The sequence below is a fragment of the Methyloferula stellata AR4 genome, from assembly GCF_000385335.1.
GTDB classification, from domain to species: Bacteria; Pseudomonadota; Alphaproteobacteria; order Rhizobiales; family Beijerinckiaceae; genus Methyloferula; species Methyloferula stellata.
Genome location: NZ_ARWA01000001.1, coordinates 2421903 through 2446848, shown reverse-complemented (window position 1 = coordinate 2446848; position 24946 = coordinate 2421903). Strand labels below are relative to the sequence as shown.

The following is a 24946-nucleotide window of genomic DNA, read 5'->3' as shown; positions in this document are numbered from 1 at the left end:
CCTAACGCATGGTTACTTTATCGGAATCATGGCCCGATCAAGCGGTGATCGCAAGCTCGGCTTCGATCGCTTTCCAGGCGTCCACAGGATCGAAATCGCCCGCGGCAGGCTTGCCGCCGAGCCTGGCCATGGCGGCGTCCGCCCGTTCCAGAGCTTTGCCTTCGAGCAGAGGCGTGCCGGCGGCGACGGCGCGCGCCTCTTGCAGGTCGCCGTTGCAATGAAGCGCTATGTCGACGCCTGCCGCGAAAAGGCCCTCGGCCCGGTCGCGAAATGAGCCTTTCAGCGCGCGCATCGAGAGATCGTCGCTGATCAACAGCCCGTCGAAGCCGATTTCATGCCGGATGATCGTCTCGACGACCAGAGGCGAGAGTGTCGCGGGCCGCTCGGGATCGAGCGCCTCATAGACGACATGCGCAGTCATCGCGGCGGGCAGATCCGCGTTTGCCTTGAACGGCGCGAAATCGCTTTGCCTCAAAGCTTCGACCGGCACCGTTACGATCGGCAGTTCCATATGGCTGTCGGCCATGGCGCGGCCGTGGCCCGGCACATGTTTCATCACCGGCAGCACATGGCCATCGAGCAGCCCTTCGGCCGCAGCTCGGCCGAGCGTCGCCACGGTCTCGGGCGTATCGCCATAGGCGCGGTCGCCAATGACGCTATGGCTGCCCGGCACCGGCACATCGAGCACCGGCAGACAATCGACCGTGATGCCAAGTTCCCGGAGATCATGCGCCATGATCCGCGCGGCGCCGCGCACGAGCTTGGCTTGCCGGTCGAGCGGCAGACGCGTCTGCCCGAAGCGGAAAGCCGGCGGATAGGTCCGCCAATGCGGCGGCCCGAGGCGCTGGACCCTTCCGCCTTCCTGATCGATGAGGATCGCGGCATGGTCGCGGCCGAGACAATCGGCGAAAGCGTCGGCAAGCGCCTTCACTTGCGCGGGTGTGTCGATGTTTCGCTTGAAGAGAATAAGACCGAAAGGCTCAGTCTCACGCAGGAAGGCGCGTTCGTCCTCGCTCAGCACCAAGCCGGAGCAGCCGCAGACGAAAGCGCGCATCTCAATTGTGTGCTTTCAAGTTCCGGCCTAGTCCTTTGCGACAAAGCAGGAGCCACCGCTCGCCTGGAGCTTCTGGCAAATCCCTGTTGCCTCTTCGTGAGACATCCCGGCCGCGCGGACACGGAAGACGGTTTTGTCGTTCACTTTCGCCCGGTGATAGGTGAGGTGGTGGCCCTTAAGCTCGCTGCCGAATTTCGATGCGAGCTTGTTGGTCAGGTCATGCGCTTCCTGTTCGGATCCGGGAGCTGCCAATTGCACGGCGAATGAACCGCCCGAGGCATGTTTGTCCGCGCCATCCGGAATGGAATCCGTGGTTTCCGTTTCGGCGACCTTCATCGGCTTCGCAGATGCAGGCTTCGGTTTCACGGGCGCCGGAGCCACCGGCGTGGCGGCGGCCGGCGCAGTGGGCGCCTCGCCGTTGTCGTCGGCAACCTGCTGCTCGGCCGACTGCGGCTTCGGCGTGGTGACGACACGTGCCGTCGACTTCGGCGTTGCGGGCTTCGGCGTCGTTGCACCCGAGGTCGCGGGCGCTGCCGGATGCGGCGCCTGCATGGCAGGAGCAGCGGCGGGCGCGCTTTGCGGCATTTGCGGCGGCGTATCGTTTGGCAGCAGCGTGCCGTCGGACCGCACGGAGACGGTCTTGACCTTCTTCGGTTCGATCAGAGCACCGATCCCATAGGACTGGATGTTCTGCGGTGCCGCGGCTTGCTGGCTGGTTGGCGGCGGAGGAACGGGAACGCTGGCCGCGCCCATGGATCCTGCGGCATCCGCCATGATGGTCCGCGGCGCAGCCTGCTGACGCCCGAGATCGACGGGCCGCTCCTGGTGATCGACGAGTGCCACCGGCGTCGGCTGCGGCGTCTTGTCGAGAATGGATGCATCCTGGTTCGCAACATCAGCGCCGCCGGGCGAATCCGGCTGGACCTTGGTCGGGCCGCTCATCGCCTTGATCATAGCGAGTTCATGCGGCCCGGACTTGCTCTTATAGGCGAAGCTGACGCCGATCCCCGCGATGCCTGCTGCGATGATCGCAGCCATCACATAAAGCGGCCGGCGCGAACGCGGCGCATCGGCGAGCGCAGACCTCATCGGCTCGGCAGCCCCGACAGGCGCTCCCGCCTCCGACCAGGCATAATTCTCATCTTCGGCCGAGGCCGCGTGATAGCCGGCCTGAGCCGCCATCATCGCCTGCTCGTCGTGAGCATAAGTCTCGGCATAATCCGGTTCGGCATAGCTTTGATCGGCATAAACTTGCGGATGAATCGTGCCATGCAAATGCTGATCGCTCGCAGCATAGTCCTCGGCGCCGAAATCCTCCTGCACGACGCGCGGCGCGGCCTGCACCCGCGGCGCCGTCTGCACGACGCGCGCTGCGCCGCCCTGAGCCGATGCGAAGCGCGGCGAACGCGGCAGATGCCGGTCCTGCTCGAAAACGTTTTTGAATGGATCTTCCTGGACGCCGCCGACAAGGCGGGCGAGTTCGGCCAGCGGATCCTCCTGAGAATGCACAGCTGCTGGCGTCGGACGGCGCAGACGCCGTTCGAATTCGTCCAGATCGATCATCGGGCGCTTAGCTGCTGGCTCACTCATAACTCAATACCTCGCAACCGTAAGATTCGGCCCAATAGCATCATGACTTTCGGGCCAAAATATCGCGGCGATCCAGCAACAAACGGGCAAAAATTTGCGTTTATTTCCCGTAAGTCCTGTAAAACGCACTCTAAATCCGCGTTTTAACGCATTTCTTCTGGTGCGCTGACACCCAGGATATTCAGTCCCGAGGCAAGAACCGAAGTCAAGGCTGTCACCAAAGCCAGCCTCGCAAAGGTCAAATTTGAAGTATCTTCATTAACAAAGCGTAATTGTGGCTGATCTTTGCCCCGCGTCCAATGCGAGTGGAAGAGCGAGGCCAGGTCGTGCAAATAAAACGCTACTCTATGCGGCTCGTGCGCCGCGGCGGCAGCGTCTATCGCGCGCGGAAACTGCCCGATCAACTTTATAAGCCCGAGCTCACCCTCGTCGGTCAATAAAGAGAGGTCGGCTCCAGCCAAGCTCTCGGTTGAGAAATCACTTCCGGCAAATGTGGTAAGCGCCTGCCGTAGCACTGATTTTCCGCGTGCATGAGCATATTGCACGTAAAAAACCGCATTGTCTTTCGACTGTTCCACGACTTTGCTCAAGTCGAAGTCGAGCGGCGCGTCGTTTTTCCGAAACAGCATCATGAAGCGCACGGCATCGACGCCGACCTCATCGACGACTTCGCGCAGAGTGACGAAATCCCCTGCCCGTTTCGACATTTTGACCGGCTCGCCGTTCCGCATCAGCTTCACGAGCTGGCATAGTTTCACGTCGAGGACGGTTTTCTCGCCGGACAGCGCCGCGACCGCGGCCTGCATCCGTTTGACATAGCCGCCATGATCGGCGCCCCAGACATCGATCAAAGTCGCATAGCCGCGTTCGATTTTGATCTTGTGATAGGCGATATCGGAGGCGAAATACGTGTAGCTGCCGTCCGACTTCATCAAAGGCCGGTCGACGTCGTCGCCGAAATCGGTCGACTTGAACAGGGTCTGTTCGCGATCCTCCCAATCGTCCGGGAGCTGGCCCTTGGGCGGCGGCAAACGGCCTTCATAGACGAGACCTTTGTCGCGCAGGTCTTGGATCGCGCGTATGACCGCGTCGCCTTCCGCGCCGCGCGTCAGCGAGCGTTCGGAGAAAAAGACTTCATGGGTGATGTTGAGCGCGGCGAGATCGTCGCGGATCATGCCCATCATGGCCTCGATCGAAATGACCCGCACCATCTCGAGCCATTCGGGCTCCGTCTTGCTGAGGAGAGATATCCCGTATTCGTTCGCAAGCGCTTCGCCGACGGGCTTTAAATAGTCGCCAGGATAAAGCCCTTCCGGGATCGCACCGATCTCCTCGCCCGTCGCCTCGCGGTAACGCAGATAAGCGGAGCGTGCGAGCACATCGATCTGCGCGCCGGCATCGTTGATATAATATTCGCGCGTCACGTCATAGCCGGCATAGGCGAGAAGATTGGCGAGCGCATCGCCGAAGACCGCCCCCCGGCAATGGCCGACATGCATGGGGCCCGTCGGATTGGCCGAGACATATTCGATATTGATCTTGCGGGCGGCGAGCGCCGGCGCCGGTCCCGCTTGGCCGAAAGCCGCGCCTTGCGTCAAGGCCGCCAGCAGCACCTTGCTCCAGACTTCCGGCTTTAGGCGGATATTGATGAAGCCAGGACCCGCCACTTCGGCTTGCGCAACATCTGGATCGTCGGCAAGAACGGCCGCGATTTCGGTTGCGAGCTGGCGCGGATTGGCAAAGGAAGCCTTGGCTTCTTTCGCATAGACCATGGCGGCATTGGTCGCGAGATCGCCATGCGTCGCGTCGCGCGGCGGCTCGACGACAAAACGGCCGAGATCGAGATCGGCCGGCAAGCGGCCGGAAGCCACGATCCGCGCCAGATGCGATGCGATGCGCTCTTGGAATTCAGCAAAAATATTCATGGCGATAGTATCGCGCCCTATCTGAGTTCAGGTGCAACGTCAAAAAGACGGCGGTGTTCGGCCAGCGCGAAACGATCGGTCATGCCGGCAATATAATCGCAGACGAGGCGCGCGCGGCGCGCTTCTTCCTTCGGCGGCATCGCCGCTGCCATATGCGCCCATTCTTTCGGCATCAGCTCGACCTCGGCAAAGAAGCTGCGAAACAGATTGATGATGACTTCATGCGCATCGGCCCTGATGCGGGTGACGTTCGGGTGCCGATACATATGCTGGAACAGGAAGCTCTTCACCATGCGATCGACGCTGTTCGTCGCTTCCGAGAAACCGATGACGGGCTCGCCGCGGGCCCGGATCTCCTCGACGCTTTCGATCTTCGCTTCCGACAGACGACGCCGGCTTTCTTCGATGGCGTCCTCGATGAAATGGGTAATCATGCGCCGCACCAGCTCGTGAATGACGCGCGGCTTTTCGAGACCCGGATAAAGCGATTCGATCTCGCTGCCGATGTCGCGCAGAAAATCGGTTTCCGAGATCTGCTGGAAATCGAGGATTTCGGCGCGCAGCCCATCGTCTATATCATGTGCATTATAGGCGATATCGTCGGCGATGGCTGCCGCCTGGGCTTCGCCGCTGGCAAAGCTCGCAAGCTCCAAGGGATTGATCGCGTCATATTCGACGAGTGCCATCGGAAGGCCCCGCTCGGCATAACGCGGCACCGGCGTGCCATCCTTTTCCAGAAGCGGCCCATTGTGCTTGACGAGCCCTTCAAGCGTCTCCCAGGTCAGATTGAGGCCGTCGAAGGTCGCGTAGCGCCGCTCCAATTTGGTGACGATCCTGAGCGCCTGGGCGTTATGATCGAACCCGCCGTAAGGCGCCATCAGCTCGTCGAGAACGTCCTCGCCCGTATGCCCGAAGGGCGTATGGCCGAGGTCATGGGCCAGAGCCAGCGCCTCGGCGAGGTCGTCGTCGAGACCGAGCGCCCGGGCAATCGCGCGGGCAATCTGACCGACTTCGATCGAATGGGTGAGGCGCGTCCGGAAATGGTCGCCCTCATGCGGCACGAAGACCTGGGTCTTGTGGGCAAGCCTGCGGAAGGCGGTCGAATGGATGATCCGGTCGCGATCGCGTTGAAATTCGGTGCGAGTCGGCGAGGACGGCTCGCTCAAGAGACGGCCGCGGCTGCGGGCGGCGTCCGAGGCATAGGAGGCCCGCCGGGGGAGATAACTGGAATCTTTCATGAAAACTCGTTTTCCGGCCTAACTTGTTGCAGTTAGGGGCAAGGCGACGTATCTTCTCTAAATCGAAACGAGGCAAGCGCTGTGGCGCGGAGGCCTCCTCCAGTCCCAATCATTCCGAGGTTTTCCCCATGAGTGAAGCCGCAACCGTCGACGCCCCCGTCGTCATTCTTACCGAGGCGGCCGCGCGCCGCGTAGCAGAAATCATGAAGACCGAGGCCCCCGGCTCGGTTCTGCGCGTCGGCGTCGATGGCGGCGGCTGCTCGGGTTTCCAATATACCTATACCGTGACCACCGAGCGCAACGAAGACGATCTCGTCCTGGAGCGCGAAGGCGCGACCGTTCTCGTCGATCAGATCTCGCTCGAATTTCTGAAGGGCTGCCAGATCGATTTCATCGACGATCTGATGGGCCGCATGTTCAAGGTTTCGAATCCGGCGGCCACCGCTTCTTGCGGTTGCGGTTCAAGCTTCGCCGTATAAAATCCTTCGATTTCAAGCAAGGCTTCGCCAGAAATGGCGGAGCCTTATTGTTTTTAAAGAGAAAGCCCCAGTTGAGAGCCGTTAAACATAGCGCGGCATTTTGGCGCGTTTCAGCTTCTATCCCCAGGCAATCGGCCCTCGCAGGACTTGTCATTTCAGCACTTTAGCCTCATATGTGTGGGGAACGTGAGATGCCGCCTCGTCACAGACGCGGCACAAAAGAGCGATTTCGTTCTTTTCAAGAAAGCGAACGCACGTTTTTTGCTTTCCCATTAAAGACTAAAAGCAAGCCAAACTCTGTGTCGTCATTCGACTGTCGGCACGGGCTTTCGCAATCTCAAATTACAGAGCTGCGCTTCGGCAACGGGTAAGGCTCCGCTGCAAAATATGCGATTCGAACAGACGATGGCTGAAGCAGGTATTCGCCGGCACGCATTGCTCGATGCAATCGCCAACTCAACCAACCTCATGTTCGTTTTTTCTTAGGATTAGAATGTCGTTTCGAGAACTCGGCCTTAGTGAAAAGGTTCTGCAAGCCGTCGATGCCTCCGGCTATACAAACCCGACGCCCATCCAAGAGCAGGCCATACCCTATGCCCTCGCCGGCCGCGATATTTTAGGCATTGCTCAGACGGGCACGGGCAAGACGGCGGCCTTCACCTTGCCGATGCTGTGCCGCCTGGAAATGGGCCGCGCGCGGGCGCGAATGCCACGCACATTGATCCTCGAACCGACGCGCGAACTGGCCGCCCAAGTCGAAGAGAGCTTCACGCGTTACGGCGTCAACCACAAACTCAATGTCGCGCTTCTGATCGGCGGCATGTCCTTCGGCGATCAGGAAACCAAGATCACCCGCGGCGCCGATGTCCTGATTGCGACACCCGGCCGGCTGCTCGATTTTTCCGAGCGCGGCAAATTGCTTCTGACCGGCATTGAAATTCTGGTCATCGACGAAGCCGACCGCATGCTCGACATGGGCTTCATTCCCGACATCGAGCGCATCTGCAAGCTTGTTCCCTTCACGCGGCAGACCTTGTTCTTCTCGGCAACCATGCCGCCCGAAATCACCCGTCTCGTCGACACGTTCCTGCATAACCCCGTCAGGATCGAAGTCGCCCCGCCCTCCTCGACCGCAAGCACGATTACCCAAAAGCTCGTCGCCTCCGCGCCAGGCGCGGCCAAGCGCGAGACTTTGCGCAGGCTCATCGGCGAAGCGAAGGACGCCGAGAATTTCAAAAATGCGATCATCTTCTGCAATCGCAAACGCGATGTCGCGCTGCTCCATAATTCGCTGCAAAAACACGGCTACGCCGTAGGCGCCTTGCATGGCGACATGGATCAGCGCGCGCGCATGGCCTCGCTCGATGCGTTCAAATCGGGCGAAGTTGCTTTGATCGTCTGTTCGGACGTGGCGGCGCGCGGATTGGACATTCCCGACGTCAGCCATGTTTTCAATTTCGACGTCCCGACTCATGCAGAGGATTATGTGCATCGGATCGGACGTACAGGGCGCGCCGGACGTAGCGGCATAGCACTCTCCATCGTGACCCATGCCGATCAAAAATATATCGACGAAATCGAAAAACTCATCGCGACCAAGATCGAATGGATGAACGAAAAGCCATCGGCCTCGGAAGCGCCTGAAGAAGCACCGGCGGAAGAGCCGCGCGGACGCACGCGTGGCGGGCGTGGGAACTGGCGGCGTGCATCGCCTTCGTCGGGCGAGCGGCCGAGCCCCGCCATTGCCGCGGCTGAGCCAGATGACGTCCTGCCACCGCGCTTGCCGCGTCAAAACGTAAAATCGCGACGCCGCGACGGCCGCGAGGCGCCGGAACGCGCCGCGCCCGAACGTGTGGCCGCACCCGAGCGGACTGAAAGACGGCCGCGCGCGCAAGTCTCCAATGATCCGCCTGTCGTCGGCATGGGCGATCACGTTCCCATGTTCCTGCTGCGGCCAGTCAAGCTGAAACCGGTGAAGGTCGTCGAAGAGCAGGACTAAGGCACATGCCGGAAACGCATCCGGCATCCCAATGGCGTTCTTTTTCATTTTTTCTAACGCATGATCTCAGCCGAAAAGTCTGCAACTTTTCGGGATCATGCTTATTGCAGCTTGTCCGCCCCCGCCTTGCAGATGACGGCATCCTGCACGCTGGCACCGCCGCTGCAGCCGATCCCCCCGATAAGTTTGCCATTCTCGACCAGCGGCAGGCCGCCGGGTATGCCGACGAGCGTCGGGTCGATCACGGCGATCGACGGATGGCCCGTCTCGATCGCATCATAGAAAGCCGAGGTCGGACGGCGAAAACGCGCGGCCGTGCGGGCTTTAGCTTGCGCGATCTGGATCGACGCGAATTGCGTGTCGTCCATCTTCTCGAAATAGACGAGTTCGCCCGAGGGATCGACGATCGAGATCGCCATCTTCCAATGGCGCTTTGCGGCCTCCGTCTCGGCGGCGCCGGCAAGCTCCTTGGCTTTGGCGAGATCGATCGACCGGCCGATCGGAATGTTGAAAGGCATTTGCTCGGGCACGGGTGCCTGAGACGGCAGCGGCGTCGACGCCTGCGCAAAGGCCGCACCGCATCCGGCGATCATTGTCAAACCGATCACAAACCCCAAGCTCGCGCGCGCCATGATAGGTCCCTTCCCCGGTTCAATCCAGGAGGGAAATATGGCAGCCACCGTCGCCCCAAAGGGGTCGGGACGATCAATTGTTTCGTGAAGGCGAAAGCACAACGAAGACCATCATTGCGAGCGAAGCAATGACGGCTCGATGAGTGAATCGTGTTCTAGTGAAGTGTATCGACCGCTGCCTTGCAGACCACCGCGTCTTGAACCGGCGCGCCGCCGCTGCAACCGATCGCGCCGATCAGCTTACCGCCTTCGACGAGCGGAAATCCGCCGGCTGACGCCACCGGATGAGGATCGAGCGTCGCAACCGAGGGATGGCCTGTCTCCATCGCATCGTAGAAGACCGCGGTCGGCCGGCGATAGAGCGCCGCCGTGCTGGCCTTTTTCTGCGACACGATCACCGAGGCCAATTGCGTATCGTCGATCTTTTCGAAATAGACGAGAGCGCCGGAAGGATCGACGACAGAAATCGCCATCTTCCAATTATGCTTGATGGCCTCGGCCTCGGCGACCGCCGCGAGCTGTTTGGCTTTCGCAAGATCGACCGTCGGTCCATAGGGAATATTGAAAGGCATTTGCTCCGGCACGGGTGCCTGAGACGGCAGCGGCGTTTCCGCCATAGCCTTACCCCCCGCGATCAAGGCAAGGCCGATCGCAAGCCCAAAAATGGCGCGCATGATTTCCCCCCGCGTTTATCTTTGCTGGTCAATGAGCCAATTCTATTAGGCCTAAGCCCAAAGCCTATCCGCCGAAAGGCCGAAGTCAAAGCTTGCCGCGCGGGGTCGTGGCAAGCTTTGTTTCAGGAGGAAGCGCTGACCGCATCGGCCGGCTTCAATGTGACGGATTCACCGCAGCCGCATGACCCAACCTGATTGGGATTGCGGAAGACGAAGCCGGAAGAGACAGTGCTCGTCTCATAATCCATCTCCGTGCCGAGCAAAAACATGAGCGCCTTCGGGTCGACGACGAGCTTCACGCCTTTGTCTTCGACAACCTCATCGAGCGGCCCCAGCTCGTCGGCGAATTCGACAGTATAGGCCATGCCGGCGCAGCCGCCGTTCTTGACGCCAACCCGCAGACCCAGCACCGGCTTTCCGGCTGTTTCCGTCAAGTCCCGGACGCGCGCCGCCGCCGCCTCCGTCACGGACATAATTGCAAATCTCGAGGCCATGCCTAGCTCCTTGAGCCCTGAAGTCCATTTCGTGATCCGGATATGGGGACTCAATCGCCGATTTGCAGCCTCTGGCAGGCGAGGCAGCCCGCCGGCAATAAAAAAGCGGCTGATTTCTCAGCCGCTTATCAGAAGGAAAGATGAATTGAACGGTTTCGCGACCGCTAAGGCCGCGAAACATCTCAAGGTCAGAACATATCGAGCGAGACCCGAGCCTCGTCCGACATGCGGCCCTGCTCCCACGGCGGCTCGAAGACGATGCTCACGACCACGCCGAGGGTGCCAGGCACTGTGCCGATGGCCGTCTCGACCGATTCCGTGATCTGTCCGGCGACGGGACATCCCGGCGCCGTCAAGGTCATCTCGACGCGGATCAACCGGTTCTCGTCGACATCGACTTTGTAGATAAGACCCAGCTCGTAGATATCGCAGGGAATCTCCGGGTCGAAGATCGTCTTGAAGGCCGCGACGCAATCGCCCCTCAAGCGGTTGCGCTCCTTCTCCGAAACATCGTCGGAGAAGATCCACTGTGGGTCGTTCGGCGGAACCGTTGTGGCTTCTGCGTCTGCGGTTTGAGCCTCGGACATAAATCGCTCCTCGTTCTCAGGCGAACAAACCTTCGGCCCGGATCAGGGCCTCAGCGAGTTTGTCGACTTCTTCGAATGTATTGTAGACGGCGAAGGAGGCACGGCACGTCGAAGTGACGCCGAACCGCTTCAACAAGGGCTGGGCGCAATGCGTTCCAGCCCGCACGGCGATGCCGGAACGATCGATGATCGTCGCGACATCGTGGGCATGCGCGTTTTTCATTTCAAAGGCGACGATGGCGCCTTTGCCTTTCGCATGCCCGAAGATTTTGAGCGAATTGATCTTGCCCAGACGCTCATGCGCATAATCGCTCAAGGCCATTTCATGCGCATGGATGCGGGCGCGCCCGATCTTCTGCATGTAATCGACCGCGGCGCCGAGCCCGATCGCCTGGATGATCGGCGGCGTGCCGGCCTCGAAGCGATGCGGCGGCTCGTTGTAGGTCACGGTATCCATCGTGACCTCGTTGATCATCTCGCCGCCACCAAGGAAGGGCGGCAGCTTCTCAAGCCATTCCGTCTTGCCATAGACAGCGCCGATGCCCGTCGGGCCATAAAGTTTGTGGCCCGTCACGACATAGAAATCGACATCGAGATCGCGGACATCGACTTCGAGATGGACGGCGCCTTGCGAACCGTCGATCAGGACCGGAATCCCGCGCTCATGCGCGATTTTGACGATCTCCTTCACCGGCGTCACCGTGCCGAGCATATTCGACATATGCGTCATGGCGACGATCTTGGTTTTGGGCGACAAGGCCTTCTCGAAGGCCTCGAGGGAGAAATTCCCCTCGTCGTCGACATCGACCCATTTGATCACCGCGCCCTTGCGCTCGCGCAGGAAGTGCCACGGGATGATGTTGGCGTGATGCTCCATGATCGAGAGGACGATTTCGTCGCCCTCTTGAATGAAGGCCTGGCCGAACGAGGCCGCGACCAGATTAATGGCCTCGGTCGCCGATTTGGTGAAGATGATCTCGTTGACCGACCCGGCTCCCAAGAAGGCGCGCACGCTTTCGCGCGCCTGCTCGAAAGCATCCGTCGCGGCCGTCGCGAGATAATGCAGTCCGCGATGCACATTGGCATATTCGGTATAGGTCGCGCGGACCATGCGATCGACGACTTCCTTCGGCTTTTGCGCCGAAGCGGCATTGTCGAGATAGACGAGCGGTTTGCCGTAGACTTCCATCGAGAGGATCGGAAAATCCTCTCTGATCTTCATCACGTCCAAAGGCGCATCGGTGATATGCTTATTCATTGTCCGCACCATATCTGAGCCCAGTGCAAAGCCCCGTGCTCGATCCGTTGGGCAGGCAAGAGCAATATCCGGCCGCTCCTGCCATGCGCATCCAGGCCATTACTTCTTGACCCGCTCGTTGAGCCAGGTTGCAATCTCGGTCCTAAAGGTTCCGACGAGAGCCTCGTTTTGAATCTCGTCTGCCAGCTCACCGGCAAAAGCCTCAAGCAGAAGCGACTCCGCATCCGCATAAGGAATGCCGCGGGACTGAAGATAGAAGATCTGGTCTTCGCTCAAGCCGCCGCACGTAGCGCCGTGGCCGCAAGCGACATCGTCGGCGAAGATTTCAAGCTCGGGCTTGTTGTTCATCGCGACCATATCGGTCAGCAGCAGAGCCTTGCTCAGCATCTTGCCGTCGGTCTTTTGCGCACCCGGGGCGACGCGGATCTTGCCTTGGAAAATACCCGTCGCTTCATCGTCGAGAATGTAGCGGAAGGTCTCGCGGCCGACACAGCCTTGGCCGACATGCTCGACGAACAAAGTCGTGTCCGCATGCTCTTTTCCGCGCAGAAGGGATACCCCACGCAGCGAGCCCACCGTCTCGTCTCCGGCAAAGCGCATGAAGATCTGGCGACGGACGAGGCCGCTGCCGGCGATCAGCGCGAAACTGTCGAATTTCGCTTTGGCGCCCACCTCGACAATGAAGGTGTCAAGCCGAACGCTGCCGACCGCTGTCTTGGTCAGCATCACCGTATGGCCGACATCGGCTTCGTCGGCGACCGAGAAAATCAAGGCGCCGAAAGTCTGGCCGGTCCGGCCGCCATCGCCAATGCTCGACTCCGAGATCCGGACAGAAGCGCCTTTGCCGACGACAACGAGAGAGCGCGAGAAGGATGCCGAAGGCGTCGTGGACGCCGTTGCGTAAAGAAGGTTGATCGGCTCGGCGATCGTAGCACCCGGCGCCACTTCGATGACGACGCCGTCCTGCATCAAAGCGGCGTTCAAGGCGACGATCGGATCTTGTGCGCCCAAACCCATGCCGCTGACCAAAGAGATCAGCCCGGCTTTGCCTTCGGCGAGCACGCTTGCGAGCGAACGCACCGTGACACCAGAAGGCAGGGTATCCGACAATTCGGGAACGAACACGCCATCGACCAGAACGAGCTTCTGTTTCAGCTCCGTGCCGATGTCCTTGCGAAGCGCTTCAATCGCGGCAGGCGTCGGCGCCGGCGCGATCGGCAGAGCTTCACGCATCAAGGTGCGAAGATCCGTATAATGCCAGGACTCGACACGCCGATGCGGCAGTCCGGCCTCATTGAAGGCGCTGAAGGCGTCGTCGCGAAGCTTGATGACCTCGGCATTGCCGGGCAGCTTGGCTTTCGCCGCGCCATAGACCTCGGCAAGGCCCGTCTCGGCCTGCGTCTTTGAAGGGATGATTTGAGCGCTCATGAAAGATCACTCCCCTTCTTAGGCCGCGGCCGCTTCGGAAGCATATTCCGCATAACCGCTCTTCTCGAGCTCAAGTGCGAGTTCCTTGCCGCCGGTGCGAACGATCTTGCCGCCCGACATGACGTGAACCGTATCCGGCACAATGTAGTCGAGCAGGCGCTGGTAATGGGTGATGACCAAAAATCCGCGCTTCGGATCGCGCAGCGAATTCACGCCCTCCGACACGATGCGGAGCGCGTCGATATCGAGGCCCGAGTCGGTCTCGTCGAGAATGCCGAAGGACGGCTCAAGCAGAGCCATCTGCAAAATATCCATGCGCTTCTTCTCGCCGCCGGAGAAGCCGACGTTCAAAGCGCGCTTCATCATGTCGGACTTGATGCCGAGCTTGTCGGAAGAAACCTTGACCTTCTTCATGAAGTCCGGGGTCGACAGTTCGGCTTCGCCGCGATGCTTGCGCTGCGCGTTCAGCGCCGCCTTGAGGAAGGTCATGGTCGCGACGCCCGGGATTTCCAGCGGATATTGGAAAGCCAGGAACAGGCCCTTGGACGCCCGGACATCAGGCTCGAGGTCGAGCAGGTTGACGCCGTTGAGAAGAACCTCGCCGCTATGGACTTCATAATCCTTCTTGCCGGCGATGACGTAAGAGAGCGTCGACTTGCCGGTACCATTCGGCCCCATGATGGCAGCGACTTCGCCGTCCTTCACCGTGAGGGAGAAGTCATTGAGGATCTTGCGTCCAGCAACGGAAACATTGAGGTTCTTGACTTCGAGCATGGCAAATCCCGTTCTTTAATTAAGCAAAAGTTGAGGCGCCCTCGCCCTCAGGCGAATGTGCCTTGTGGTTGGCATGCCCGGGAGCCCCGGACATGCGCTTTCTTAGGTGTAGAGCTCATGGCTCGCGGCCCTGTTAGCCGACGCTGCCTTCGAGCGAGACCGCGATCAGCTTTTGCGCTTCGACCGCGAATTCCATCGGCAATTGCTGAAGGACGTCGCGAACGAAACCATTGACGATCAGAGCTGTCGCCTCTTCCGCCGAAAGACCGCGCTGCTGGCAATAGAAGAGCTGGTCTTCGGAGATCTTCGAGGTCGTCGCTTCGTGCTCGAACTGGGTCGAAGGATTTTTCGACTCGATATAGGGCACCGTATGCGCGCCGCAGGTTTCGCCGATGAGCAGCGAGTCGCAATTGGTAAAATTGCGCGCGCCGGTCGCTTTGCGATGCGCCGAGACCTGACCGCGATAGGTATTCTGCGAGTGACCCGCCGAAATGCCCTTCGAGATGATGCGGCTCGAGGTGTTCTTGCCGAGATGGATCATCTTGGTGCCGGAGTCGACCTGCTGATGACCATTCGAGATCGCGATCGAGTAGAACTCGCCGCGTGAATTGTCGCCGCGCAGGACGCAGGACGGATATTTCCAAGTGATGGACGAACCGGTCTCGACCTGCGTCCAGGAGATCTTGGAATTATTGCCACGGCAATCGCCACGTTTGGTGACGAAGTTGTAGATGCCGCCCTTGCCATCCGCGTCGCCCGGATACCAGTTCTGGACGGTCGAATATTTGATCTCGGCATCGTCGAGCGTGACGAGTTCGACCACGGCCGCGTGAAGCTGGTTCTCGTCGCGCTTAGGCGCCGTGCAGCCTTCGAGATAGGACACATAGGCGCCCTTGTCTGCGATGATCAGCGTGCGCTCGAACTGGCCGGTGTTCTGCTCGTTGATGCGGAAATAGGTCGACAGTTCCATCGGGCATTTCACGCCCGGCGGGATGTAGACGAAAGATCCGTCCGAGAAGACGGCGCTGTTCAGCGTCGCATAATAATTGTCGGTCGTGGGGACCACGGAGCCGAGATATTTCTGGACGAGTTCGGGATGCGTATGAACCGCTTCCGAGATCGGGCAGAAGATCACGCCGGACTTGGCCAGCTCTTCCTTGAAGGTCGTAACCACCGACACCGAGTCGAACACGGCATCGACGGCGATTCTGCGATCGGCGATCGGCTGGCCGTCTTCGTCGTAAAGCTGCTCTTTAGGCGCTTCAGGCTGCTGCTGGACGCCGGCGAGGATCGCCTGCTCCTTCAGCGGAATGCCGAGCTTCTCATAGACCTTCAGAAGTTCCGGATCGACTTCGTCCAGGGACTTCGGGCCGGACATCGATTTCGGTGCCGAATAATAATAGAGGTTCTGGTAATCAACCGGGGGGAAATTCACCCGCGCCCAGGTCGGCTCCCGCATGGTGAGCCAGCGCCTATAGGCTTCGAGACGCCATTCCGTCAGCCACGCCGGCTCGTTCTTCTTGGCAGAGATGAACCGAACAATGTCTTCATTCAGACCCTTCGGCGCCTTATCGGCTTCGATCTCCGACGAGAACCCATACTTATATTCGCTTACGTCGATCGATTTGACCTGATCAACCGTTTCCTGGACCGCAGCCATACTATTCTCCTCACCTTGGCGGTTACAAGGACCGCTGGTTCAGACATCATCTCAACCAGGTTGCCCCGGTCATTCACGCAGCAGATTTCACATGTTGTCTTTGTGCCAATCGCCTCATCCTGACCGTTCCGACCGCCTTTTCGAATGCCCGACTAAAAAGCTCTACATCCTCAACCTGCGAGTTCCACCCGAGACTGACCCGGATCGCCCCCCGCGCTACGTCCTTTGGGACGCCCATCGCAGCCAAAACATGCGATGGCTTCACTTTGCCCGACGAACACGCCGAACCAGACGAGACTGCTACGCCCTCAATGTCGAGTAGCATAAGCAAGACTTGTGCCTCCAGACCCTCCATCGCGAAGCAGGAGGTATTTGGTAAACGGCTCGCGCCGCGCCCAAAAAACACGGCGTCCCCAGCGAGACGCGCAACCTCGGCTTCGAGCTGGTCGCGCAGAGCACCGAGATGCGCCGCATCATGGCTCTGCCGGGCGATCGCCGCAGCCGCGCCGAAACCGGCGATGGCAGCGACATTTTCCGTCCCGGCCCGTAAACCGCGTTCCTGACCACCGCCGCCAAGCAAAGGCGCACCGATATGAATGTCTTCTGTCGCCATGCAAACCGCCCCTGCACCTTTCGGGCCGCCGAACTTATGGGCCGAAAGCACCAGAATATCCGCGCCGAGCATGGATATGTCGCAGGCGGTCTTGGCCGCCGCCTGCACGGCGTCGCAGACCAGCAATCCGCCCGCGGCATGGACCAGGGCCGCCGCTTCGGCGACCGGCTGCACCACGCCGGTTTCATTATTAGCGGCCTGCAAGGCCAGCATCACGTGCTGACCGGCGTATTTTTCAAGCGCCGCATGAAGCGCGGAAAGATCAATGACACCAGAGGATGTTAGAGCGATATCCTCAACCTTTTCGCGCGGAAAGCGATGACCGGAGCGCACGCAGGCATGCTCGCCCGCCGCGACCAGAAGCACATCGAAAGGCTTCGTCGAGCCTTTGGTCTCGATGAAAGGCGTCAAAGCCAGATTGAGCGCTTCCGTTCCGCCGGAGGTGAAAAAGGTCGATTTCGGATGCGCTCCGACAAGCTCGGCGACGTCGATTCGGGCTGCTTCGATCATAGCGCGGGCAGCGCGGCCCTCGGCATGGACAGAGGAGGCATTGCCCACCTGCTCCAAGGCCGCCCACATCGCAGCCTTCGCCGCCGGATGCAGCGGTGTCGTCGCATTATGATCGAGATAGGCACGAGACTGCGACACGGCGCCAGCCTTTTTGAAACCTGCGGACCCTACTTAGAGGGCAACAGCTTGCCAAAATACTTGCAATTCGGGCGATCAACCATGGTAGAAGGCGGATGCGCGCTCCAAATCATGGAGTCTGGGCCCGCCCGCCGAAATGGGCGCTCGCCAAGCCGTCAAGGGCTTAGAATTGTTCTAACCGCATATAGGCGCTGCAAGATGCCAGAGTCAAGTGCAGACGGCGTAAAGTTCGGCAGGTTTCAGAGCCAATTCTATAGTTTCATGAACGAGATATGCGCAAAAACTCAGCACCGCAGCCCGCTTTCCAAGCAACTGCAGCGATAGAGCCTGAGTCCACCGCCAGCTTGACAGTTTTATGTCGGGTTTAATCCCGCCACCCCGCGAATGAGCACATAAGGAACGACGATGCCCGAAGTCATCTTCAATGGTCCCGCCGGCCGCCTCGAGGGGCGGTTTCATCCCTCCACGAAACGCGGCTCCCCCATTGCGATCATCCTTCATCCGCACCCGCAATTCGGCGGCACGATGAACAATCAGATCGTCTATAATCTTTATTATGCTTTCGCCGAGCGCGGCTTCTCCGTGCTGCGCTTCAATTTCCGCGGGGTCGGACGCAGCCAGGGCGGTTTCGATCACGGCCAGGGCGAATTGTCCGATGCGGCCGCGGCGCTCGATTGGGCGCAGACGATCAATCCGGAGGCACGCGCCTGCTGGATCGCCGGTGTCTCCTTCGGCGCCTGGATCGGCATGCAACTTTTGATGCGGCGGCCTGAAATCGAGGGCTTTATTTCGATCGCCCCGCCCGCCAACCGATTCGACTTCTCATTTCTGGCGCCCTGCCCCTCCTCGGGGCTCTTCGTGCATGGCGATCAGGACCGCGTCGCTCCCTTGAAGGAGGTCACCGGCCTCATCGAGAAGCTCAAGACGCAAAAGGGGATCTTGATCGAACACGCCGTCATCCCCGGCGCCAATCATTTCTTCGAAAATTGCGTCGAGCCCTTGATCGAGGAGGTCGGCATCTATCTCGACCGTCGTCTTGGCAACCCGCCGCGCCTGCCGACGCCGACGCGTGCCGAACCGGCGGATCGCGGCTGACCGAAACTCCGGATTAAATCGGCCCGCGCAGGCCGATTTTCGGGAACTTCGCTGCGATCGACGCCGTTGGTTTGGGCGTTCGGCTCTGTCGTTTTCCGGTGACGGCAGGATTCTCAAACGCAGATAAGTGCGACTGCTCCTGCAGGCGCACGCGATGCGGAGGAAGAGGCCGGACAGGCCTTATTCGCTCGTTGCAATCGCGATTGGCGGCAGCACCTTCGTGGTGCTGTCGCTCGCGTTAAAATAGCGGGTTTTGCGCAAAGCCCTCGCTTCTGGTCTTGTCCGTTGAGCCGCACCGGCCAGTCATCACCTTCAAACAGTCAGAAGCCTTCCGCCTTCGAGCGGCCGCGTGATACCTGTCGTCGTCGGGAAGGTGATCGGCAGGTTCTTCAATCTGCGCACCGCGAGATAGGCGAAGGCCTGGGCTTCCATCGCATCGGCCGACCAGCCAAATGAGTCGGCGGTAATGACACGGCATGACAGACACAACGCGAGTTCGCGCATCAAAGTTGGATTATGAGCGCCGCCGCCGCAAATGATCGCGAGACTCGGCGCCGCGGGCAAATGCCGGAAGGCAAGCGCGAGGCTCGCCGCCGTGAAAGCCGTGAGCGTCGCGGCAGCGTCCTCCGTCGAGAGGTCACTCACCCGCACAGCCGAAAAATCATTGCGGTCGAGCGATTTCGGAAACGGCTTGTCGAAATAAGGATGCGCGAGCAGCTCCTGCAATATGACCTCGTCGACACGGCCGGCGGCGGCAGCGGCGCCGTCGAGGTCCACCGCGGCGCCGGTTCGCGCAAACATGAGATCGTCGAGGAGCGCATTGCCTGGCCCGGTATCGCAAGCGATCGGGTCTGAGCCCTGCGCGAGAAAGGTAAGGTTGGCGACGCCGCCGATGTTGACGACAACCACAGGCTCGGTGAGGCCGGCGGCTGCGACCAAAGCGCGGTGGTATGCAGGCACGAGCGGCGCGCCCTGCCCGCCCGCCTCGACATCGGCGGCCCGGAAATCATAGGCGACCGTCATCCTCAAAGATTGCGAGAGCGCGGCGCCATCGCCGATTTGGACCGTCAATCTGTGCTCCGGCCGGTGCAGCACCGTCTGTCCATGAAAACCTACGATGTCGATGCTGTGCCGGTCGATCTTCTCCGCCACGAGAAAGGCCTCGACCGCCTCGATATGGCGCTTCGAAATCAGCGCTTCGGCGGTAGCCAAAGCGCCCGGCCGGGCGGTCCGATCCGTCAATGCTGTGGCCTCCGCCATGGCGGCGCGCAGCACATCCCGGTCTTCGTCGCTATAGGCCAGAAACCGGCTCGCGCCGGCCGTGACGCAAGCTTCTCCGTCCGTATCGAGGAGCGCCACGTCGACACCGTCCATGGAGGTGCCGCTCATCAGACCGATCGCGCGCGTCATCGTGGTCATCGACTCCGAGTCTTGTCCAGCCTCAGTCTTTTCTATTTGCAGATCGCTTTCAAGGCCTGCCATCCGCGTCCGGCAGCAAAGGCGGCTTCAACAGAGAAGCCAGCCGCTGGCCGCGTTTGAACCGCGCCTAGCGCCGCGAGGTTGCTGAAGATGTCATTTTGGCCGGTGAAGCTCCCAGGGCCTATTTGGCGTAAAGCGCCGCTTTCTCTTGACCTACGAGGCCGGTTTTGTATTCGTAGCCGCCTTCCAAACCGGCCGAGGGCCGGGCGTGCGAGGTTATTGTGTCCGACGCCTTCCGGCCTGCATCCGACTTTCTCAACCTGCTCATCGAGCGCGGCTTCCTGCATCAATGTTCCGATCTCGAAGGCCTCGATCAAAAGGCCAAGAGCGGCGATCTGACCGCCTATATCGGATTTGATTGCACCGCCGCCTCGCTGCATGTCGGCTCGCTGGTTCAGATCATGATGCTGCGCTGGCTGCAGAAGACCGGCGGCAAGCCCGTCGCTCTGATGGGCGGCGGCACGACGCGCGTCGGCGATCCCTCCGGCAAGGACGAGAGCCGCAAGGTTCTGACGCTTGAGACCATCGCTGCCAATAAGGACGGGATCAAACAGGTCTTCTCGCGCTTTTTAACGTTCGGCGACGGCAAGACGGATGCCGTCATGCCGGATAATGCGGAATGGCTTGCGAGCCTCAATTACATCGATTTCCTGCGCGATGTCGGCCGGCACTTCTCGGTCAACCGCATGCTCGCGATGGATTCGGTCAAGATGCGGCTCGAACGCGAACATGAACTCTCCTTCCTCGAATTCAACTACATGTGCCTGCAGGCCTATGATTTCGTCGAATTGCACAAGCGCTACGGCTGCGTCCTGCAGATGGGCGGCTCGGATCAATGGGGCAATATCGTCACCGGCATCGATCTCGGGCGCCGCATGGGCACGAGCCAGCTCTATGCTCTGACCTCGCCGCTGCTGACGACGGCCTCAGGCGCCAAGATGGGCAAGACGGCGCAAGGCGCGGTCTGGCTCGACGCCGCCATGCTGCCGGTCTTCGACTATTGGCAATATTGGCGCAATTGCGAGGATGGCGACGTCGGGCGTTTCTTGAAGCTCTTCACCGAATTGCCGCTCGAGGAGATCGCCCGATTGGCAGCGCTCGAAGGCGCCGAGATCAACGAAGCCAAGAAGATTCTGGCGACCGAAGCAACCGCCATGGTGCATGGCCGGCAGGCCGCGCTCGAGGCGGCCGAGACGGCGCGCAAGACCTTCGAGGAAGGAACGCTGGGCGAAACCCTGCCGGCGGTCGCCGTCGAAAAAGCCGAAGTCGAAGCCGGCCTCGGCGTTCTGACAGCTTTCATGAAGGCCGGGCTTGTCGCCTCGACCGGCGAAGCGCGGCGTCAGATCAAGGGCGGCGGCCTCAAGATCAACGACAAGGCAGTCGAGGATGAGAAAGCCATGGTGGGTTTAGGCGATTTCACCGACGGCGTTGCCAAACTTTCGCTCGGCCGCAAAAAACATGTGCTTTTGAAGCTCTAGCCCCCATCCCGAGGAGCCGCATTCCCCTATCCCGAAAAGTCAGCACTTTTCGGGATCAGCTAGCTTTAGACGCATGATCTCATCCGAAAAGTCTGCAACTTTTTGGGATCATGCTATCGCTCCGTCGGCATGGGTGGCTGCTGCGGATTCATGTTCGCAGGATCGATCGAGCCGAAAATCTTGCGCAGGAATCCCGGCGCGAGCGATAGCGGATTGATCGCGAGCGTCGGCTGGCTGGCCAGGCCGGTGATGTGATAATTGATCGCGAAAAGCCCTTCGTTGGTTCCGCCGCCGAGGAACAAGCCGAAGACCGGTATCTTCGAGAACATATTGTTCAGTTCGTAGGCCGGCACGAATGTGCCGGTCAGCGCCACTTTGTCATGCGGAAAATCGAGCGAGCCGTCGACGGTCAGGCCGATTTCATTGCCATACATCACGCCGTTATGCAGATCGAGGCGGCTACCGGACCGCTGAAATTGGACCTGCAATTTCTGGAACGGAACCGCGTCGGCATCGATTCGCGGCGCATGCATGGGGTCCAGGCCCGGCGCCTGCTGCGAAACGCCCGCCACGAGCCTTTTCATCGCTGGTTCATCACGCAAGGTGAAATTCTCGATCTCCAGCCCTCCGGCAAGCTGGTCATTGCCGCCGAGCTGCAATGTCGCCAAAAGCCCGCCGCTCTCCATGTGACGGTAAAGATCGATGAAGGAGAGCAGAGATCCCGCATCCTCGCTTGAAATAACGAGCTGCGGCGAACCAGGAGCCATGGAACCCGACACCGCGTCACGGCCGAAATGGCCGGACATCGAGAATTGCCGCAAGAGGTCGTTTTGTTTGACGAAATGCATATCGAAGTTCGAGATCGACTTCTTGTTATGCCCTGTCAGCAGGCCACATTTCATATCGATGTCGATATTCTTGAATACGCCCGAGTCTTTCGCCGCATCTTTCGCATTGGCCGATGCGGTTGAGGCGTTCGCGCCGCCTCCAGGGCTGACAGAGAATGGCTTCAGGAAAGGCCTGGCGTCGATCGTCGTCCCGTGGATCGTCACTTTCAGCGTTTCGCCGGGTTTGCTGACCTCGACTTTCATGTCGTCGCCGGGCGACAATCGCACCTGCGAGAATTTCGCCGAGATAAGAGATTGATCCTGACCCAATTCGAGCGCACCGCGCACCTGGACCGCTCCCATATCGAGCGAGATCTGATCGATCTGCATCGGCCCGTCTTCGGGTGCCGCGATCGAGAAACTCGCCTTGGCTGCCGTCCCGGCAGACTTCGAGAGGCCCGGCAAAATGTTGTCGAGAACCGTCTTCGTCAAATCGAGTTCGACGAGCGCCTTCTGCTTGTCGGGCGAACCGAGCACAGCGCTGATCTTCGTTCCAATCGGTCCGCTCAGACCGGAAACAGTGGAGACGCCCAGTTTCGCCCGCGCGGCATCGTCGGTGGTGAAAGCGAGCGAGGCTTCTACCGTCTTGGCGCCCATCGGCCGTGCGAGTTCAAGCGTCGCGGGCACGCCGAACAAACGCCCCTGCCCGCTGGCTTTCAGCCCTGTCGCATCGACATTGACCGTCATGGTCGCCGCATCGAGCTTTTCTTTTCCGATCAGCTTCTCGATCGATACGTTCGTCCCCGTCGCGTTGATCAGGATCAATGGCTCGATCGGCGGCGACCCTGGTGTGCCTATTTTCAAATCCACTTCGAGCCGGCCATCGACCTGCCCGTGCATGGGCGAAGCATCGAGCGGCATGCTCGCATAGGGCTTGAGCGCGTCGTATGAGAGAAGATCGCGAACGCCTTCGAGCGGTCCAGTGACCTTGGCCGCGACGATCGCCGGCGTCGGCTTGAGCGCGTCGTCGGCGATACGGAAGCTTCCTTCGGAGATGGTAACCCGGTGCCCGGATTCGGTATCGAGCACGCCGCTCGAAACGGAAAAGTTCGTGGTCCTGCCGGTGATATGGGCGGTCCCGGTAATGTCGTGCAGCGGCGGCACGCCGGGAAGAAAGTTCACGCTGCCATCCGTCACCGTCAAATCGAGCGAGCTCGAATCGTTAGGCGGCGGAATATCCATTTTCATCGCGTTCACGGCGGCTTCGTCGAAATCGGCCCGCATCGTCGCGCTCTGGATGGTGCCGCCGAGGAAATGCGCAAGAAGCCAGGAGCGTACGGGCGGTGCGATGAAAGACGGCCATAATCTTTCAGCGATGCGCACCGAAGTTGGATCGATCGAGGCTCCCAGCCGTATATGCGGCCCATTGCGCCAATCGACGTCGGCTGCCAGCGCCAATCCGAAATCGGCGCCGGTAAAGCTCAATCGATCGACCACCAAGTGCTTGTCCTTCAGCAGCAGCCGTGCCGCGAGATCGCCCTTTTCGATCTTGATCGGCGTCTCGCCAGGGCGTTCGGCGCCATAGATGCCGGGCTCTGCCAGGCGGAAATTCAGGCCGAAGGCATCGCCTTCCAGCACGGGCGGCGTCACCGCGCCAGCGATCACAAATTTTGAACCGCCGGCTTTCATGCGGGCATTGTCGACAAGAATGCGGCGTGTCGCAGGGTCCCAGTGAAAATGCCCGTCGGCCGCATCGATCATCAAGGGCTCATCATTGGGATCGTCGATACGGAAATAGCCGGAATTCATTTGAAACTGACCGACGCCTTGCGAAACCGCACCCTCCGGAGTCAGCACCACCTTCAATTGCGCCGAGACCGGCATGTCGAAATCAACACCAAGGCTACGGACGCCCGAGGCAAGCGAGATCTCGTCGAGTGTGATATTGTCGAAAGCCATGTCCAGATGACGCTCGGTGCCGGGCGCGCCATTCGCCTTGAGCGACGCCTTCCAGCGGCCGTTGGGACCCTCGGCCGATAAATGAAAATTGGAACCGCCGCTCGGCTTGTCGAAGGCGAGTTCGAGATCGTTGAAGACAGTTGTCTCATCCGTCGTGCGATCATCGATCACGAGACGCCCGCGCTCCACGCCGACATGATCAATGGCGGCGATCGCGCTGTCCGGGTTGGTCAGCGTATCGATCAAAAGCCGCACGGCCGCGGCGGCCTGCTTGATGATGACGGCGCGCGCGACTTTGGGCTTTCCGTCCGCCCCGATCTGGTCGGGTTCGGCAGCCGGCGTCAGCAAGGATGGCTGTGGCGGCACAACAAGGCTCGGGCCATTGGAGTTGGAGCCTGCCGATACCGTCAAGGCACCATTGGCGAGAACCGAAAGCTTGATTTCGACGTCGAGGACCTCGAGCCGCTTCGGGATCACCCGGCCAATGACGAGAGCGAAGGGATCGACCGAGACTTCCGCGTATGGCGCGTTGAAGATCGTCTGGCCGTCGGCGCCCTTCAAGGACAGGCCGTCAATGCCGAGCGTTGGACCGTAGCCGCGCTGGGTAATGGCCGTTTCGCCAAGAGCGAAATGATAGCCGCGCCCGAATTTTTCATCGAGGCCCGCGGCGATCCTCGGACCGAGCCCTTCGATCACGATCGGCGAATGGCTGAGGCGCATCACGAATACGCCGCCGGCGACCAAGAGGAGTGCGGCGAGACCGGCGAGCAGCGTGCAGGCGGAAACGGCAACCTTCAACGATTTACGCCGCCCGCGCCAAGCCATGCCTGCCACATAAAAGCACGCCACCTTGCCAGCGGATGCACACCGCAGGAGCGAAAAACCGGACGGGGGGCGCGTTCCTATTTGATCGACCAATCGCTGACGGCCTTTCCGACATTCATGCTCTGGAGCTCATCTCGAAAGGCCCTGCCCCCTCCGGTCGGCGCTCCTGTTCACAAAGCGATAACGCGCTTTTCCGACTCAAACCTGAACGATCGCGCTTTCGCGAGACC

General features: G+C 60.3%; 19 protein-coding genes. 4 read left to right on the top strand and 15 right to left on the bottom strand.

The window, feature by feature from the left end:
* Positions 1-37: 37 nt before the first annotated feature.
* The 4 genes from nagZ to A3OQ_RS0112030 all read right to left on the bottom strand — a co-directional run bounded on the left by nagZ (position 38) and on the right by A3OQ_RS0112030 (position 5807).
* Positions 38-1054 carry a beta-N-acetylhexosaminidase gene (gene nagZ, locus A3OQ_RS0112045; protein ID WP_020175642.1) on the bottom strand — a complete coding sequence of 339 codons (1017 nt, stop codon included), beginning with the start codon at positions 1052-1054 and terminating at the stop codon, positions 38-40.
* A gap of 27 nt (positions 1055-1081) precedes the next feature.
* Positions 1082-2617 carry an SPOR domain-containing protein gene (locus A3OQ_RS0112040; RefSeq protein ID WP_020175641.1) on the bottom strand — a complete coding sequence of 512 codons (1536 nt, stop codon included), beginning with the start codon at positions 2615-2617 and terminating at the stop codon, positions 1082-1084.
* Positions 2618-2787: 170 nt separating this feature from the next.
* On the bottom strand, positions 2788-4569 hold the full coding sequence (argS, locus tag A3OQ_RS0112035; protein WP_020175640.1) for an arginine--tRNA ligase: 1782 nt from the start codon (positions 4567-4569) through the stop codon (positions 2788-2790).
* A gap of 17 nt (positions 4570-4586) precedes the next feature.
* On the bottom strand, positions 4587-5807 hold the full coding sequence (locus tag A3OQ_RS0112030; protein WP_020175639.1) for a deoxyguanosinetriphosphate triphosphohydrolase: 1221 nt from the start codon (positions 5805-5807) through the stop codon (positions 4587-4589).
* A 128-nt stretch (positions 5808-5935) separates the two neighbouring features.
* Between A3OQ_RS0112030 and erpA the strand changes: the two genes are divergently transcribed.
* Together erpA and A3OQ_RS0112020 are read left to right on the top strand one after the other, a co-directional pair.
* Positions 5936-6286, top strand: coding sequence for an iron-sulfur cluster insertion protein ErpA (gene erpA / locus A3OQ_RS0112025; protein ID WP_020175638.1), 351 nt, complete (start codon positions 5936-5938; stop codon positions 6284-6286).
* Between the two features lie 493 nt (positions 6287-6779).
* Positions 6780-8285 (top strand): DEAD/DEAH box helicase, encoded by a 1506-nt coding sequence (locus A3OQ_RS0112020; protein WP_020175637.1) that lies wholly within the window; start codon positions 6780-6782, stop codon positions 8283-8285.
* Between the two features lie 101 nt (positions 8286-8386).
* Here the strand turns inward: A3OQ_RS0112020 and A3OQ_RS0112015 are convergent, their stop codons facing one another.
* The 9 genes from A3OQ_RS0112015 to A3OQ_RS22200 form a co-directional block, all read right to left on the bottom strand.
* Entirely contained in the window at positions 8387-8917 is a 531-nt protein-coding gene (locus A3OQ_RS0112015) for a GlcG/HbpS family heme-binding protein (protein ID WP_020175636.1), read from the bottom strand.
* Positions 8918-9072: 155 nt separating this feature from the next.
* The gene (locus tag A3OQ_RS0112010; protein WP_020175635.1) at positions 9073-9591 is read right to left on the bottom strand and encodes a GlcG/HbpS family heme-binding protein; all 519 of its coding nucleotides are present in this window, start codon (positions 9589-9591) and stop codon (positions 9073-9075) included.
* A gap of 122 nt (positions 9592-9713) precedes the next feature.
* Entirely contained in the window at positions 9714-10085 is a 372-nt protein-coding gene (locus A3OQ_RS0112005) for a HesB/IscA family protein (protein ID WP_020175634.1), read from the bottom strand.
* A gap of 188 nt (positions 10086-10273) precedes the next feature.
* Positions 10274-10672, bottom strand: coding sequence for an iron-sulfur cluster assembly protein (locus A3OQ_RS0111995; RefSeq protein ID WP_020175633.1), 399 nt, complete (start codon positions 10670-10672; stop codon positions 10274-10276).
* Positions 10673-10688: 16 nt separating this feature from the next.
* Complete coding sequence (locus tag A3OQ_RS0111990; protein WP_020175632.1) at positions 10689-11930, bottom strand: cysteine desulfurase; 1242 nt, start codon at positions 11928-11930, stop codon at positions 10689-10691.
* A 99-nt stretch (positions 11931-12029) separates the two neighbouring features.
* A complete protein-coding gene (locus A3OQ_RS0111985; protein WP_020175631.1) occupies positions 12030-13358 on the bottom strand; it encodes a SufB/SufD family protein in 1329 nt (442 codons plus the stop codon).
* A gap of 18 nt (positions 13359-13376) precedes the next feature.
* On the bottom strand, positions 13377-14132 hold the full coding sequence (sufC, locus tag A3OQ_RS0111980) for a Fe-S cluster assembly ATPase SufC (protein ID WP_020175630.1): 756 nt from the start codon (positions 14130-14132) through the stop codon (positions 13377-13379).
* A 133-nt stretch (positions 14133-14265) separates the two neighbouring features.
* Positions 14266-15792: a Fe-S cluster assembly protein SufB gene (gene sufB / locus A3OQ_RS0111975; protein WP_020175629.1), complete on the bottom strand. Its 1527-nt coding sequence runs from the start codon at positions 15790-15792 to the stop codon at positions 14266-14268.
* Between the two features lie 73 nt (positions 15793-15865).
* Positions 15866-17053: a cysteine desulfurase family protein gene (locus A3OQ_RS22200; RefSeq protein WP_020175628.1), complete on the bottom strand. Its 1188-nt coding sequence runs from the start codon at positions 17051-17053 to the stop codon at positions 15866-15868.
* A 405-nt stretch (positions 17054-17458) separates the two neighbouring features.
* On the opposite strand from A3OQ_RS22200, the gene A3OQ_RS0111965 reads away from it, so the two are divergent.
* The gene (locus A3OQ_RS0111965) at positions 17459-18148 is read left to right on the top strand and encodes an alpha/beta hydrolase (protein WP_020175627.1); all 690 of its coding nucleotides are present in this window, start codon (positions 17459-17461) and stop codon (positions 18146-18148) included.
* Between the two features lie 312 nt (positions 18149-18460).
* Here A3OQ_RS0111965 and A3OQ_RS0111960 read toward each other — a convergent pair whose 3' ends face one another.
* Positions 18461-19567, bottom strand: coding sequence for an anhydro-N-acetylmuramic acid kinase (locus A3OQ_RS0111960; RefSeq protein WP_210162194.1), 1107 nt, complete (start codon positions 19565-19567; stop codon positions 18461-18463).
* A gap of 281 nt (positions 19568-19848) precedes the next feature.
* Between A3OQ_RS0111960 and tyrS the strand changes: the two genes are divergently transcribed.
* The gene (gene tyrS, locus A3OQ_RS0111955) at positions 19849-21105 is read left to right on the top strand and encodes a tyrosine--tRNA ligase (RefSeq protein WP_020175625.1); all 1257 of its coding nucleotides are present in this window, start codon (positions 19849-19851) and stop codon (positions 21103-21105) included.
* Positions 21106-21218: 113 nt separating this feature from the next.
* Here tyrS and A3OQ_RS0111950 read toward each other — a convergent pair whose 3' ends face one another.
* Positions 21219-24689 (bottom strand): YhdP family protein, encoded by a 3471-nt coding sequence (locus A3OQ_RS0111950; protein WP_161607333.1) that lies wholly within the window; start codon positions 24687-24689, stop codon positions 21219-21221.
* Positions 24690-24946: the final 257 nt, after the last annotated feature.